12 protein-coding genes and 2 rRNA genes (1 of these 14 running past the window's edge) are annotated in these 16,112 nt (G+C 33.6%); 6 read left to right on the top strand and 8 right to left on the bottom strand.

What is annotated here, in order from left to right; genetic code table 11:
- The 4 genes from CA_RS01635 to CA_RS01620 form a co-directional block, all read right to left on the bottom strand.
- Positions 1-2,270, bottom strand: a 23S ribosomal RNA gene (locus CA_RS01635); it reaches 636 nt to the left of the window's first position.
- A 180-nt stretch (positions 2,271-2,450) separates the two neighbouring features.
- Positions 2,451-3,956: ribosomal RNA gene (locus CA_RS01630) — 16S ribosomal RNA — on the bottom strand.
- Together the 16S and 23S rRNA genes form the textbook arrangement of a ribosomal RNA operon.
- Positions 3,957-4,568: 612 nt before the next feature.
- Positions 4,569-5,972 (bottom strand): sensor histidine kinase, encoded by a 1,404-nt coding sequence (locus tag CA_RS01625; RefSeq protein ID WP_010963613.1) that lies wholly within the window; start codon positions 5,970-5,972, stop codon positions 4,569-4,571.
- 13 nt (positions 5,973-5,985) lie between these two features.
- On the bottom strand, positions 5,986-6,693 hold the full coding sequence (locus tag CA_RS01620; RefSeq protein WP_010963612.1) for a response regulator transcription factor: 708 nt from the start codon (positions 6,691-6,693) through the stop codon (positions 5,986-5,988).
- 171 nt (positions 6,694-6,864) lie between these two features.
- On the opposite strand from CA_RS01620, the gene CA_RS01615 reads away from it, so the two are divergent.
- From CA_RS01615 to CA_RS01605, 3 genes are read left to right on the top strand one after another with little or no spacing between them, the layout of a single operon-like run.
- A complete protein-coding gene (locus CA_RS01615; RefSeq protein ID WP_010963611.1) occupies positions 6,865-7,593 on the top strand; it encodes an ABC transporter ATP-binding protein in 729 nt (242 codons plus the stop codon).
- Positions 7,594-8,340, top strand: a complete 747-nt coding sequence (locus CA_RS01610) for an ABC transporter permease (protein WP_010963610.1) — start codon at positions 7,594-7,596, stop codon at positions 8,338-8,340.
- Positions 8,341-8,345: 5 nt separating this feature from the next.
- The gene (locus tag CA_RS01605) at positions 8,346-9,080 is read left to right on the top strand and encodes an ABC transporter permease (RefSeq protein ID WP_010963609.1); all 735 of its coding nucleotides are present in this window, start codon (positions 8,346-8,348) and stop codon (positions 9,078-9,080) included.
- Positions 9,081-9,207: 127 nt separating this feature from the next.
- Here the strand turns inward: CA_RS01605 and CA_RS01600 are convergent, their stop codons facing one another.
- The 3 genes from CA_RS01600 to CA_RS01590 form a co-directional block, all read right to left on the bottom strand.
- Positions 9,208-10,398: a Y-family DNA polymerase gene (locus CA_RS01600; RefSeq protein WP_010963608.1), complete on the bottom strand. Its 1,191-nt coding sequence runs from the start codon at positions 10,396-10,398 to the stop codon at positions 9,208-9,210.
- Positions 10,399-10,422: 24 nt separating this feature from the next.
- Entirely contained in the window at positions 10,423-11,160 is a 738-nt protein-coding gene (locus tag CA_RS01595) for an NAD-dependent protein deacylase (RefSeq protein WP_010963607.1), read from the bottom strand.
- 97 nt (positions 11,161-11,257) lie between these two features.
- A complete protein-coding gene (locus CA_RS01590; protein ID WP_010963606.1) occupies positions 11,258-11,773 on the bottom strand; it encodes a MogA/MoaB family molybdenum cofactor biosynthesis protein in 516 nt (171 codons plus the stop codon).
- 377 nt (positions 11,774-12,150) lie between these two features.
- Here CA_RS01590 and CA_RS01585 point away from each other — a divergent pair, with 377 nt between their 5' ends.
- From CA_RS01585 to CA_RS01575, 3 genes are read left to right on the top strand one after another with little or no spacing between them, the layout of a single operon-like run.
- Complete coding sequence (locus CA_RS01585; protein WP_010963605.1) at positions 12,151-13,437, top strand: guanine deaminase; 1,287 nt, start codon at positions 12,151-12,153, stop codon at positions 13,435-13,437.
- Between the two features lie 34 nt (positions 13,438-13,471).
- Positions 13,472-14,311 (top strand): molybdate ABC transporter substrate-binding protein, encoded by an 840-nt coding sequence (gene modA, locus CA_RS01580; RefSeq protein WP_010963604.1) that lies wholly within the window; start codon positions 13,472-13,474, stop codon positions 14,309-14,311.
- A 20-nt stretch (positions 14,312-14,331) separates the two neighbouring features.
- On the top strand, positions 14,332-15,141 hold the full coding sequence (locus CA_RS01575) for an ABC transporter permease (protein ID WP_010963603.1): 810 nt from the start codon (positions 14,332-14,334) through the stop codon (positions 15,139-15,141).
- 65 nt (positions 15,142-15,206) lie between these two features.
- Here the strand turns inward: CA_RS01575 and CA_RS01570 are convergent, their stop codons facing one another.
- On the bottom strand, positions 15,207-15,950 hold the full coding sequence (locus CA_RS01570) for a peptidylprolyl isomerase (protein WP_010963602.1): 744 nt from the start codon (positions 15,948-15,950) through the stop codon (positions 15,207-15,209).
- Positions 15,951-16,112: the final 162 nt, after the last annotated feature.

Below are 16,112 nucleotides of genomic sequence, written 5' to 3'. Positions count from 1 at the left end.
AGGCGACCGCCCCAGTCAAACTGCCCTCCTAGCTATGTCCCGTGACCAGTTTCATGGCCTCCGGTTAGAACCCCAGTACTGTCAGGGTGGTATCCCAAAGACGACTCCACAATCCCTGACGGAACTGCTTCCAAGTCTCCCACCTATTCTGTACAGACAATACCGAGATTCAATGCTAAGATACAGTAAAGCTCTACGGGGTCTTTCCGTCCAATCGCGGGTAGCAAGCATCTTCACTTGCACTACAATTTCGCCGGATTTGCTGTTGAGACAGTGCCCAAATCATTACGCCATTCGTGCGGGTCGGAACTTACCCGACAAGGAATTTCGCTACCTTAGGACCGTTATAGTTACGGCCGCCGTTTACTGGGGCTTAAGTTCATGCCTTCGCTTACGCTAAGCATTCCCCTTAACCTTCCAGCACCGGGCAGGCGTCAGCTCCTATACTTCAGCTTTCGCTTTAGCAGAAACCTGTGTTTTTGATAAACAGTTGCTTGGGCCTATTCTCTGCGACCTACTCTCGTAGGCACCCCTTCTCCCGAAGTTACGGGGTCAATTTGCCGAGTTCCTTAACAGCAATTCTTCCGATGGTCTTAGGATTCTCTCCTCACCTACCTGTGTCGGTTTGCGGTACGGGCACAGAGCTCCTGGATAGAGACTTTTCTTGGCAGCATGAAATCAGATATTTCGGTAGTAAACTACCTTACCATTACACCCCAGACTTAACGAAAGACGGATTTTCCTATCTTTCATCCTCAGTGCTTAGACGTACTTCCAATAACGTACGCATATCCTATCCTCCTGCGTCATCCCATTTCTCATAACGTTACTCTGCGGTATCGGAATATCAACCGATTGTCCATCACCTACGCCTTTCGGCCTCGGCTTAGGTCCCGACTTACCCTGGGCGGACGAACCTTCCCCAGGAAACCTTAGGTTTTCGACCACTAAGATTCTCACTTAGTTCTCGCTACTTATGCCAGCATACTCTCTCCTGTACAGTCCACCGCTCCTTTCGGTACGACTTCAGCCCATACAGGATGCTCCTCTACCACTTGTACGAAGTACAAGTTCACAGCTTCGGTGTTAGATTTTAGCCCCGGACATTTTCGGCGCAGGATCTCTTGACTAGTGAGCTATTACGCACTCTTTTAATGTATGGCTGCTTCTGAGCCAACATCCTAGTTGTCTTAGAAATCCCACATCCTTTACCACTTAATCTATACTTTGGGACCTTAGCTGGTGATCTGGGCTGTTTCCCTTTTGACTACGGATCTTATCATTCGCAGTCTGACTACCATGATTCAAGTATCCAGCATTCGGAGTTTGATAAAGTTCGGTAACTGTTGTCAGCCCCTACCTCATTCAGTGCTCTACCTCCGGTACTCATTCATGGCGCTAGCCCTAAAGCTATTTCGAGGAGAACCAGCTATATCCGAGTTCGATTGGAATTTCTCCCCTATCCACAGCTCATCCCATGGTTTTTCAACACCATTGTGGTTCGGGCCTCCACGGAATTTTACTTCCGCTTCACCCTGGCCATGGATAGGTCACCCGGTTTCGGGTCTACAGCATGCAACTATACGCCCTATTCAGACTTGGTTTCCCTTCGGCTGCGCACCTTAAGTGCTTAACCTTGCTGCATACCGTAACTCGCTGGCTCGTTCTACAAAAAGCACATCATCACACATTAACGTGTTTTGATCGGTTGTGGACACACGGTTTCAGGTTCTATTTCACTCCCCTCCTGGGGTTCTTTTCACCTTTCCCTCACGGTACTTCTTCACTATCGGTCACTAGGTAGTATTTAGCCTTGGGAGGTGGTCCTCCCAGCTTCCCACAAGGTTTCACGTGTCTCGTGGTACTCTGGTACAGATCGGGCTTTTTTCTCTTTTTACCTACAGGACTATTACCTTCTATGGTTTAACTTTCCAGAAATCTTCGGTTAAGATATAAAGCCTTAATGATCTGACCGCAACCCCGGAAACAAGTTTCCGGTTTGGGCTCTTTCCGTTTCGCTCGCCGCTACTAAGGAAATCGATTTTTCTTTCTCTTCCTCCAGGTACTTAGATGTTTCAGTTCCCCGGGTTTACCTCTATATACCTATGAATTCAGTATACAGTTCATGGGGTTACCCATGAGAGTTTCCTCATTCGGAAATCTTCGGTTCACAGGCTATTTGCGCCTACCCGAAGCTTATCGCAGCTTATCACGTCCTTCATCGGCTCCTAGTGCCAAGGCATTCACCATGCGCCCTTTGTAGCTTGACCTTAAGTAAATATATTTAAATTCAAACAACAAAGAATTAACTTTGCCTTGCTTTAGAGTATTACTCTATATTGATTACTATGCAATTTTCAAAGTACAAATTTAGAGAGAATTAAACTCTCAAAATTAAACAGAGAACAAAGAACCTTCATGGAAATTACATTTCCATGTCGACTCCTTAGAAAGGAGGTGATCCAGCCGCAGGTTCTCCTACGGCTACCTTGTTACGACTTCACCCCAATTATCAACCCCACCTTCGACCGCTGGTTCCAAAAGGTTACCTCACGGGCTTCGGGTGTTGCCGACTCTCATGGTGTGACGGGCGGTGTGTACAAGACCCGGGAACGTATTCACCGCGACATTCTGATTCGCGATTACTAGCAACTCCGGCTTCATGTAGGCGAGTTTCAGCCTACAATCCGAACTGGGATAGGGTTTTGAGTTTTGCTCCACCTTGCGGTATTGCATCTTTTTGTCCCCACCATTGTAGCACGTGTGTAGCCCTAGACATAAGGGGCATGATGATTTGACGTCATCCCCACCTTCCTCCCGGTTAACCCGGGCAGTCTCACTAGAGTGCTCAACTAAATGTTAGCAACTAATGATAAGGGTTGCGCTCGTTGCGGGACTTAACCCAACATCTCACGACACGAGCTGACGACAACCATGCACCACCTGTCATCCTGTCCCCGAAGGGACTTCATCCATTACGGACTAATTCAGGAGATGTCAAGTCTAGGTAAGGTTCTTCGCGTTGCTTCGAATTAAACCACATGCTCCGCTGCTTGTGCGGGTCCCCGTCAATTCCTTTGAGTTTTAATCTTGCGACCGTACTTCCCAGGCGGAATACTTATTGTGTTAACTGCGGCACAGAAGGAGTCGATACCTCCTACACCTAGTATTCATCGTTTACGGCGTGGACTACCAGGGTATCTAATCCTGTTTGCTCCCCACGCTTTCATGCCTCAGCGTCAGTTACAGTCCAGAAGGCCGCCTTCGCCACTGGTATTCTTCCTAATCTCTACGCATTTCACCGCTACACTAGGAATTCTGCCTTCCTCTCCTGCACTCCAGACATCCAGTTTGAAATGCAGCCCCCAAGTTAAGCCCGGGGATTTCACATCTCACTTAAATATCCGCCTACACATCCTTTACGCCCAGTAAATCCGGACAACGCTTGCCACCTACGTATTACCGCGGCTGCTGGCACGTAGTTAGCCGTGGCTTCCTCCTATGGTACCGTCATTATCGTCCCATAAGACAGAGTTTTACGATCCGAAGACCTTCATCACTCACGCGGCGTTGCTGCATTAGGGTTTCCCCCATTGTGCAATATTCCCCACTGCTGCCTCCCGTAGGAGTCTGGACCGTGTCTCAGTTCCAATGTGGCCGATCACCCTCTCAGGTCGGCTACGCATCGAAGCCTTGGTGAGCCGTTACCTCACCAACAAGCTAATGCGCCGCGGGTCCATCTCATAGCGAATAAATCCTTTGGCTCAAGAATCATGCGATTCTCGAGTATTATGCGGTATTAATCTTCCTTTCGAAAGGCTATTCCCCACTATGAGGTAGGTTACCCACGTGTTACTCACCCGTCCGCCGCTGGGAACCGAAGTTCCCCGCTCGACTTGCATGTGTTAAGCACGCCGCCAGCGTTCGTCCTGAGCCAGGATCAAACTCTCAATTTAAAAGTTTGATATAATACAGATGCTAGTCTGTATTCCTTTAGCTCATCGCTAAATTTATTTAAATAGAATAAATTCTATTTAAAAGAATTGCTGGTTCTTTAATTCTCTGTTTAATTTTCAAAGTTCAATTGTTTGCTGCACTAGACAGCTTAATTATATTATCACAACAAATTTATATTGTCAACATATTTTTTAGTTGTTAATTTAATTGGTTGTGATTAGATATTAATTATATCATATTTATCTTTCTTGTCAATACATTTTTCAAAATTATTCTTTACAAATTGACTTTACAAGATAATTACTATAACTAGCTATTGAGCTTTAATACGTTAATCATTTTCCTCAACTATGCCAGGAATAATATCATAACATATTTAATCATAATGTCAATAGATTTTTAAATTTATTATTCAAGGTAAATTGCTCCAAATATTATAAGTACTTCTTTGCAATTAGAGGTATCCCCTGCAAAAAAATTATTCTGGCTTTATATGCCAATAATCTAATGATATATTCCAAATCTCTCATTAACATTTTCAACTATCAAAACAATCAACTCAAGATTGGAATACTATCATAACACATTTAAATATATTGTCAATGCATTTTTTAATTATTATACTTTAAGAATATAGTTAGTTCTGTTCCCTCACCCTCTTTACTTTTAACATCACAAAATCCTTCATGTAACTTTACAATATCATTAGCTATTGCCATTCCAAGTCCTGACCCCTTTGAATTTGAAGTTGTGTTTGTTCCTCTATAGTATCTTTCAAATATATGTTCAATATCTTTTTCAGGTATGCCTTTTCCATTGTCTTTTATAGTAGTTTTAATAAATCCTTCCTCTATTTTTACCCCTACTTCTATAGTAGATCTATTATCATTATACATTAGAAAGTTCGTAATAATATTTACAAATGCTCTTTTCATCATAAGCTCATCTATATCTACAATAAGATTTTCATTTATCTTATCAATATTTACGTTTCTATCTTTAAACTCCGGTGATGAATGTAGCTTATAAACTATATCTTTTAACCATTGACTAAAATAAATTTTTTTCTTCTTTATATTAACGCAATTGTTTCTAAGCTTATAGCTAAAATTCAAATCATTGATTAATTCTTCCATGTACAACGACTTATCATATATAATACCTGCATATTCCCTAACTTCATCTTTTTCAAAATCATATTCATTATCTTTAAGAATTTCTGAGAATCCCTTTATTGATGATAATGGTGTTTTCATATCATGCCCTATAGATGAAATCCACTGATCCCTTAATTCATCTATTTTCTTTTTTCTATTTTTATTATCCATTAATACTTTAGACAGTACATTTAAATTTTTGAATACATACTTATATATTCCCTTTTCTCTTTCATTAATTTTATAATTACCATTAGAAAGCTCTTCTATATAAATAAGTACTTTCTCTAAGGGTTTACCCATCTTACGAGCAAAATAAATATATCCAAATATTAAAATTATTATTAGATTAGCGGCTAGTATTGCCAATATTCCGCCGCCGATTATCGTCTTAATGTTATGTGGATTATACTCCACATTATATTTTGCAATTTTATCTATAGGAAATCCAATAAAGTAAGAAAATTTATTTTTTTCTCCTATGAATAATGTAGAGTTAACAGTATCGTATTTATAAACATGTACAAATTCTATTGGCGTATATTGTTTAGGAACATTTTTAGGTTTCTTATATGAGTATGCTTCCGTTAATTTATTATCTACAATTTGAATCCATGCATTTTTATCCTTTAATATCTTTTTACCGTTATCATTTATATACGCCCTATTGTGACTTATTTCTATGTACTTTCCCATATCACTTGTAAACTGTGCTGGGTCTTGAGTTAATGTTGGTCTATATTCTGTTACTTTTATCATGATAAGCATGTCTACAAAAAACATTATCACAAATATCATTACTATACTTTTAGTAAATAGGCTGGTAATCTTTATATAATTAGATGATTTTCTTTTCATAACTTATCCTTTCCTAGAGCTTTAGTTTATATCCTAACCCCTTAACAGTTAAAATATATTTTGGATTTGAAGGATCATCCTCAAGTTTTTGTCTAAGCTTTCTTATATGTACCATTATAGTATTATCATATCCAACATAATCATCTTCCCAAACAGCATTTACTATCTTTTCTTTAGAAAGTATTATGTTTTTATTTTCAACTAGATACTTTAGAAGTAATAATTCCTTTGCTCTTAAAATAGTACTTTTATCATTTTTTATAATTTCACCTTTTTCAAAATCAATGGTAAAGTGTTCAGTCTTTATTATATTCTCTCTATTAGTCAATGATTTCTTAACCATTTCAATTCTCTTAAGATGAGCCTTAACTCTAAGAGCAACCTCTTTAGGTGAAAATGGTTTTGTAATATAGTCATCTGCCCCAAGACCAAGTCCTATTATTTTATCTGTATCTTCACTTTTCGCTGACAAGAACATTATTGGAACAGAGCTAAAGTTTCTTATTTGTCTAAATACTTCAAATCCATCTATGTCTGGAAGCATTATATCTAGAATAATAATTTCCGGTGCATTTTCTCTGCACTTTTTTACTCCATCCATTCCATTTGTACTTGTTATTACATTACTGAACCCTTCCTTTTTAAGTACTGTAGTCAATAATTTTAATATACTTTCTTCATCATCCACAAGAAGAATTTTGCTGTCTTCTATATTCTTCATAAGTAACACCTCCTTAAATATGATAATATACATTCCTTATCTATTTCAATTAATAAACAAATAGTTAAGGTTTATTTAAGGTTGAGATTAAATAGAGATAAGCTTGGCATATTATAATTTACCCATAGTCAAGTTAATGAACTTTGAAAGACATGTATAGGAGTGATATAAATGAACAATTATGTTGTTGAAATTAATAATTTAAGTAAAACTTACAGAGGATTTAATGCTGTAAATAATATAAACCTTAATATTAGAGAAGGAAGAATTTACGGTTTTCTAGGTCCAAATGGTGCTGGAAAATCAACTACCATAAGAATGATATTAGGACTAATAAAAAATTCTTCCGGTAGTATAAAAATCTTCGGAAAAAACCTAAAAGAAAATAGAGCTGAAATATTAAAGAATGTAGGTGCATTAGTAGAATCCCCTTCTTATTATGGTCATTTAAATGCTTACGAAAATTTAAAGATATGGTCATATATAAAGGGTGTTGATAAAAATGCTATAGATGAAGTTTTAAAACTAGTTAATCTTTATGAGCATAGAAAAAAGAAGGTAAGTAAGTTTTCTCTTGGAATGAAGCAAAGACTTGGCATAGCACAAGCTTTAATTGGAAACCCAGAACTCATAATACTTGATGAGCCTACTAACGGTTTAGATCCAATGGGTATAAAAGAAATTAGAAATCTTATAGTAAATTTAGCTAAAAAGCACAATAAAACCATTATCATAAGTTCTCATATTTTAAGCGAAATGGAACTAATGATTGATGATGTAGGAATAATCAATAAGGGCACACTTCTTTACGAAGGTTCTCTTTCAAACTTAAAGTCTAAATATAAGCCGGACGCAAGACTTGAAGATATATTTATAGATTTAATAGGAGGTAGACAATAAATGGAGACTCTTACTTGTTTAAAATTAGAATTTATGAAATTTAGAAAAAGCCTTATAAAATTCTTGTTCCTTTTTCCGGTGCTTTTATCTACTTCTATGTTATGTATAGGCCTTTACTTTAGGAAAAAAAGTTTTATAGCCTATGGCGGATTAAAAAATAGTTTCTCAAGTCTACTCTTTGCCAATCACTCCATGCTAGCTTGGCATATTATACTTCTTTTATTTGTGATATCAATAAGTATCTATGTATTTTACATTGAGACTTCAAATGATTCCTTAACCTCTATATGTTCAAGTAATCTTAAAAGAAGAAACATATACCTTGCCAAATGGATGTTACTAATGCTATCTACTATTTTAATGATATTGATTGGTGTATGCATTTTAGTAGTTGAAGCAAAAATATTTAATATTCCTTTTACTTTTAATGATGGTGTCATTGTACGCTATATATCCTTTGAATTACTTTGTTCTTTAGGCTTAGTTAGTTTTCAACTATTTCTGATATCTTTATTAAAGGATATTACAACTTCTACTATTGTTTCTCTTTTAGCTGCAGTTGGCTTTAACGCTATACACTTAAGTGATGGTTTAATACCATATATACCATACTTGTATTTTTCAAACTCAACACCTTTTTCTAATACAACTATTTTAAGACAATCAATTATTGTTTCTCTAATTTATTGCGTTTTATTCTTAATCATCGGAATTATAACTTTCAATTTTAAGGACATAAGGGAGTGATTATTATGTGTAAACTTATCAAATGTGAATTACTAAAATTAAAATCTATGCTTGGAGCAATACTTGCGTTTTTCTTTCCTCTACTATTAGTATCTATTGGTCTTTTAAATATTTATACTGGAAGTGTTAAAATTTCTGGTACAAGTGAAATGTGGAATGCCATATACGTACAAAGTTCCTCTTTATATGGCGGAATCCTCTTCCCTGTATTTTTGTCAGCATTAGTATCTCTTCAATGGAGAGTTGAATTTAAAAATAACAATATAAATAATATTTTAATTACTGATAAATCCCATAAAGATATCTACTTAAGCAAGATATTCAGTACTTTTGTAATAGCTTTTATAAATATTATTTTGTATATTATAATCATATTTATATCTGTAAAAGTCCTTCTACCAAAAGAAACTGTAAAGGCATTTATATTTTATGGCCCTATCATAGGACTTCTATTTTCTTTGCCTCTTATATGTATTCAACATTTTTTAAGCATGAATTTTAAAAACTTTGCACTCCCATTAGTAATTGGCATAGTTTTAAGTCTTCCTAATTTCGTAGCAAGCTGCTATAGTTTTTCTACTTTTATTCCTTATTCTTATATATGTAAAGGTATGTTCTTTAACGTTAAAAATTCTCTAAATGTAGAATGTCCTATATATATATTTATACTTACAGCTTTAATATTTGTGGCTTCAGTCTCACTGGGAACAAAAGTATTCAAAAACAAAGAATTTCGTTAAAATAATTTAAAGTCCGCTTAATATAGAAAACTTCTTATTAACCGGACTTATCTTATCCACATTTATCTTTTTAATTAAGGTTTGTTTGTGGATAATTAGCTTATTAAATTTATTTTTGTGCATAACTTTATTTTTCTTCTTTTTCTAATAAAACTGACCTCATAATAACATTGTCACCGTATTTTTTTCTTATAGAATCTAATGTCTTATCTAAAATCTCATTTCTAGTATCAGTTTTTTCATCAAACATAGATATTTGAACACTGCTTCCACTACATAATCCAGAAAGCTGAACTCCCAAAAGTCTTATAGGTTCTCTTCCCCACATTTCATTAAATATCTTATCTGCATAAAGTATGATATCTCTAGTACTACTCACAGCATTCTTTAGCTTTTTCTGATGGGAGTAGTTTCTAAAATCACTAGTTCTTATATTTACAGAAATTGATGTGCAGTATTTGTTAGCATCTCTAAGCCTTTGACCTAAATTTTCGCATAAGGTTACTAGTATTTTATGAATCTTTTCCGTATCTGTTAAATCCATAGATAGTGTTGTTTCATTACTTATGCACTTTATTTCATCTCTGTATCTACTTATATCCGAATTATCTATTCCATTAGCATATTCCCAAACCATATTTCCATGACTTTTAAACTTGGCTTTAAGAATATTAACATCATATTTTGCAAGTTCACCAATGGTTTTAATGTGTAGTTCATTTAACTTCCTCTTCATACTTTTCCCAACCATAAATAGCTCACCAACAGGTAATGGCCACATTTTATCTTTAATTTCATGTTTATACAATGTGTTTATCTTGTCAGGTTTATTCAGTTCCGATGCCATCTTAGCTAAAAGTCTATTAGTAGATATTCCTACATTAACAGTAAACCCCAACTCATTTTTTATTCTCTCCTTAATTATGCTCGCAAACTCTACGCTTTCCATTCCTCTTAAATCATTAGTCACATCCATAAAACACTCGTCAATTGAATACTTTTCTATATGAGGTGTAAATCTTTTAAGTAAATTCATCATGCTTTCACTTGCTTTTCTGTAAGTATCAAATCGCGGAGGAAACACTAGTATATTAGGGCATTTCTTTCTTGCATGGTAGAGGCTTTCACCTGTTACTATCCCATACTTTTTAGCCGGAGTTGATTTTGCAAGAACCACTCCATGCCTTGACTTCTCGTCCCCACCTATAACTGATGGTACTTTTCTTATGTCGATATCCTCTCCGTTTTTAAGTTTTTCAACAGCAGTCCACGAAAGAAATGCTGAATTTACATCAACGTGGAATATTACCTTACTCATTTATATAAACCTCACAAAATAAAATTATATTACAGTTTCTAATACCTTACCTATACTATCACTTATAACTAAATCTGCTTCATTATCGTAAGCTGTAGCTGATTTATTTATAAGAATTAACTTATTTCCTTTAAAGTATCTTATAAGTCCAGCTGCTGGATATACAACAAGCGACGTTCCTCCTACTATAAGAGTATCTGCCTCACTTATAGCCTTAACTGAATTTTGTATTATACTATCATCTAATCCCTCTTCATACAAAACAACATCTGGTTTAACTATTCCACCACACTTATCACATTTAGGGATAGTTGTTTCGCTTTTTATAACATACTCTAAATCGAAAGACTTTCCACAATCCATACAATAATTTCTATGAATAGAACCATGGAGCTCATATACATTTTTAGAGCCTGCAAGTTGATGAAGTCCGTCTATGTTTTGCGTTACTATTGCTTTAAGCTTACCTTGCTCCTCAATCTTTGCCAATGAATAATGAGCGGCATTTGGTTTTGCATCTTTAAATATCATTTTTTCTCTATAAAATTCAAAAAAATCTTCTGTATGATTTTTAAAAAAAGTATGACTTAACATAACCTCTGGTGGGTATGAAAAGTTATTTTTAGTTTTATACAAACCATTTTCAGATCTAAAATCAGGTATATTACTCTCCGTAGAAACTCCAGCCCCTCCAAAAAAGACTATACTAGAACTTTCAGCAACTATCTTTTTTAATTCATTAATTTTATCCAATAATAACATCTCCCTATAATCATACTAACTATATTTTATCATAAATAAAAAAACTAATGATACCTTATACCATCAGTTTTATTATTGACATATATGATTTTTTAAATTATTGTTTGCAGTTTACTATTTTTTCTATTATAGAATCCGAAACGCTTTCCTTCAGAATTTTAACTCCATATATTAAAGGTCCTATAATTAAATCAAGGCTTTGTCTTATATAGTTAGGTCTCCCATCAAGATTTATTATTATACTTTTATTTCTGATTCCACTAATTCCACGATATAATATAGCCTCCTTAGTCATATCATAAGTCTTACATCTTATTATCTCTGAGAATCCTGGTATTTGTTTTTCAATAACTTCAAGAGTTGCTTCAGGCATCACATCTCTTTTAGAAAATCCTGTTCCTCCGTTTGTTAATACAACATCACTTTTTAGCTCCTCACATAAATAGATTAACTTTTCCTTAATAGCATCTTTATCTTCTTTAATGGTACTATAATCTAAAACATTTAAGCTCTTTTCTTTAATATAATCATAAATAATCTTCCCAGTTAATTCTTTATCATTTCTATCTAATTTATAGTCTAACGTTAGAATAGAAAACTTTATTGAATCCATCACATCACCCCCAAACCTAATACTTATTCCTCAAACAATATATACTTATGAATAAAATCTCACTGATTATCCATGGTGCTATAAAATATTCTAGACTTCATTTTTAATTTCCCAGTATGTTCTGTCCTTATGTTTAATCAATCAAAACGCGAGTTTTTTAACGAATTATCAATTTATATCTATTTTTTAGCTATTTTTATTATTTTTTACTCGTTTTATTAATAATTTAATATTTTGGTTATTCCAAATATTGTGATATTATATAAATTAATAAAACATAACTTTGAATAACAACTTGTTACGTATAGTTATGTTCCGTACACTTAAAATAAAGTATATGATTGTATTCACATCATTCTTGTAAGGAGCTGTTCCTATTGGAAAAAGACATTAATTTAAAAATCTTCAAAGGAAATTTAATATTCACAAAAACATCAGATAAATTTACTATAATGAAAGACTCTTATATAGTTGTAATAGACGGAAAAATAGCTTCCGTTTCTAGCAATCTTCCAGATAAATACAAAGGCAATCCAATAATAGATTTCAGAAATAATATTATTATACCTGGAATGAATGATCTTCATGCCCATGCTTCTCAATATAAAAATCTAGGTATTGGTATGGATAAGGAACTTCTTCCATGGCTAAATAATTATACCTTTCCAGAAGAAGCAAAATTTCTAAATGTAGATTATGCTAAAAAAACTTATGGAAGATTAATAAAAGACTTAATAAAAAACGGCACTACTAGAGTTGCACTTTTTGCTACATTGCACAAAGATTCTACAATTGAGCTTTTTAACATGCTTATAAAATCTGGAATTGGTGCCTATGTTGGTAAAGTAAATATGGATTACAATTGTCCTGATTACTTGACAGAAAACTATATTACTTCTCTAAATGATACAGAGGAGATAATTTTAAAATACAAAGATAAATCAAATATAGTAAAACCAATAATAACCCCAAGATTTGTACCAAGCTGCTCAAATGAACTCATGGATGGTTTAGGCAAACTTTCTTATAAATATAGACTTCCCGTTCAATCTCATCTTTCAGAGAATTTAGACGAAATAGCTGTAGTCAAATCTTTACATAAGAAAAGCAATTTTTATGGTGAAGTATATGATAAGTTCGGCTTATTTGGAAATACACCTACACTAATGGCTCATTGTATTCATTCATCCAAAGAAGAAATTAATTTAATTAAAAGAAATAATGTTACCATTGTGCATTGTCCAACGTCTAATTTCAATCTTGGTAGTGGAATGATGCCTGTAAGAAAATATTTAAATTTAGGTATTAATGTTGTTCTAGGTTCAGATATAAGCGCTGGACATACTTGTTCTCTATTTAAGGTTATTGCTTATGCAATACAAAATTCCAAAATAAAGTGGCAAGAATCTGGCAAAAAGGATATGTTCTTATCCACCTCTGAGGCTTTTTACATGGCTACCAAAAAAGGTGGTAGTTTTTTTGGAAAAGTAGGAAGTTTTGAAGAAGGATACGACTTTGATGCCCTAGTAATAAATGATTCAAATTTATATCCTGAAGACTATGATCTTACCGAAAGACTAGAAAGATTTATATACCTTGGAGATGACAGAAATATAATGAAGAGATATGTATGCGGTAATGAAATTTTTGGACCCAAGTTCTAACACTTTTTATAAATTCAATTAGGAGGGATACCCTATGAATATGAAAAAAATTATTACCTTTCTTTCAATTAGTGCATTTCTAGTTTCTTGCCTTTCGGGATGCACAGCCATTAATTCACACTCATCTACAATAAAAAAAACATCAGTGGCTTCTACAAAAAAAAGTAATAAAAGGATAACTGTTTTAGCCGCAGCTAGTCTTACTGAAAGCTTTAATGAAATTGCAAAAGACTTCAAAAAAGACACGGGAATTGATGTTTCCTTTGACTATGCAGGTAGTCAGCAACTAGAAACTCTTATCAATCAAGGTGCAACAGCTGATGTATTTGCATCTGCCAGCACAAAAAATATGGACGATGTAAGGAAGTCAAAACTTGTTTCATCCCCCTCTATTTTTGTTAAAAACAAAATTGTGGTTTGCCAAAATAAAGATAGTAAAAAGAAGATATCCAAATTATCTGATTTAGGTATTAACAATTTATCTTTAGTAATTGCAGATAAATCTGTTCCTGTCGGTCAATACTTTTATAAATCCCTTGATAATTCTATAGCCAACAATTCAATAAGTTCAGAAGATAAAAACAAAATACTAAAAAATGTTAAAAGCAATGAACTTAACGTAAAAGACGTTGTAAGTAAGGTTCTTCTCGGTGAATCAGATGCTGGTGTTGTGTACAAAACAGATATAACTGAACAAAACATATCAAAATTAAATACAATAAACTTAAAAGAGTTTGAAAGTGTTACAGCAAATTATCCAATTGCAGTTGTAAATTCTTCTAAAGATAAAAACTCCGCTAAAAGCTTTATAGACTATGTTATGTCTAATAAGGGTAAAAAGATTTTAAAAAAATATGGATTTTCAATGCCTTAGAATAAAAAGGATATAATTAAATGATTATAAAAAAGAATCACTTTGATTTAGACAAATTCTTTATATGCTTTTTTTCAATATTCGTAATAATATATTTAGTTATTTTATGTTTCCCTATTGTTTCTGTCGTAAAATATTCTGGAATATCTAACATAATATCCACACTTCAAAATCACGAAAGTTTATCCGCAATAAAGCTGAGTTTTCAAACTTCTTTGACATCACTGCTTCTTACTTTTATTCTTGGTACTCCAACTGTATTTTTCATAGTTCTTAATAAGAAACACCTTTTAGCAAAGTTAGTTGATTTAATTATAGAAATCCCTATCACTCTTCCGCCAGCTGCTGCTGGAATTGCACTCCTTCTCGCATTTGGTAAAAATGGCTTACTAAAAAATTTGTTTTCTATTTACAATATACAACTTACTTTTACTCCCATAGCAGTTATAATAGCTCAATTTTTTGTTTCTTCTATATACTATATACAGGTTTTGGAAACTTCTCTTTCAGCAGTCCCAATTGAAATTTTTGAAGCTTCATATGTATCAGGCTGTGGCAAAGTAGGAACAGCCATTAGAGTTATTATTCCTATGTTAAAAAAATCAATAATATCAGGATTAATTTTAACTTGGATTAGATCTATGGGCGAGTTTGGTGCAACAATTGTATTTGCTGGAAACGTACTTGGCAAAACAACAACTATGCCTCTTTTCATCTACACTTTAATGCAAACAAACATAGTTAAAGCTGCTGCTTTTTCTCTGGTGCTTTATATAATTTCCTTTATAATACTACTTTTAATTAAAACCTGGTGTTCTAACAATGATTAGTTTACTATATAATACAAATACCAGAGTCTTCGATATAATCCAAAGTCTCTGGTATCCTTATTTTTTTATTTTATTTCAACCTTGTATTTGTTCTTTAATTGATCAATATACCAACTATATTTCATACTTTGTCTTTCTTGAAGTAATCTATTTTTAATTGCATCTTTAACACTTGGAAAATCTCTTTGAGCCGGTTCAATCTTTCCTTCAACTTTAATTAAGTGGTATCCAAACTGTGTTTTTACAGGTGCTCCCACTTCTCCTATCTCTTGTGAAAAAGCTGCCTCTTCAAACTCAGGTACCATTTGACCTCTTGTAAATGCACCTAAATCTCCGCCTCTTTCTTTTGATGGACAACTTGAATACTCAGCAGCGGCCTCTTCAAATGTTTTACCTTCTTTTATTTCTTCTCTTATCTTTAAAGCGTCTTCTTCTGTCTGCACCAATATATGTTTAGCTGCAACCTTTTCAGGATCTTTAAACATTTCTTTGTTAGCCTCATAATACTTTTCTACTTCTGAATCAGCTACTACAATATCACTAAAAATTTTGTCAAGAGAAGCATGTGTCAAAATCTGTTTTCTTGCATTCTCTATTTGAGCTTTTACTACTTCTTGTTCTTCTATTCCTGAATCTTTTGCATCATTATAAACAAGTTCAAAAGAAACTATTTCGTCAAGAAGTCGTTTTCTGCCTTCTGGATTTAAAAATTGTCTTCTTCTTTCCTCTGGGAAACTATTTATAGTGGCATTTAAATCACTTTCTGTTATTTCTTGGCCATTAACAACGGCTAAAACCTTATTTTCCATTTGAAATCTCCTTTAATCAAAAAAATTATCTATTATAATCTTAATAATAACACTAAAAGTAACTTTTATCCACATAATAATGTATATTAAATAATTTTACTTACATTTTTTACTTTATTAATGTTATTCCGTCAATTTCATCATTTCATAAGTAAAAACGTA

The sequence above is a fragment of the Clostridium acetobutylicum ATCC 824 genome (assembly GCF_000008765.1).
Classification (GTDB): Bacteria; Bacillota; Clostridia; order Clostridiales; family Clostridiaceae; genus Clostridium_S; species Clostridium_S acetobutylicum.
The sequence above is the reverse complement of the archived record's forward strand: the minus strand, read 5'-3'. Positions and strand labels throughout refer to the sequence as shown.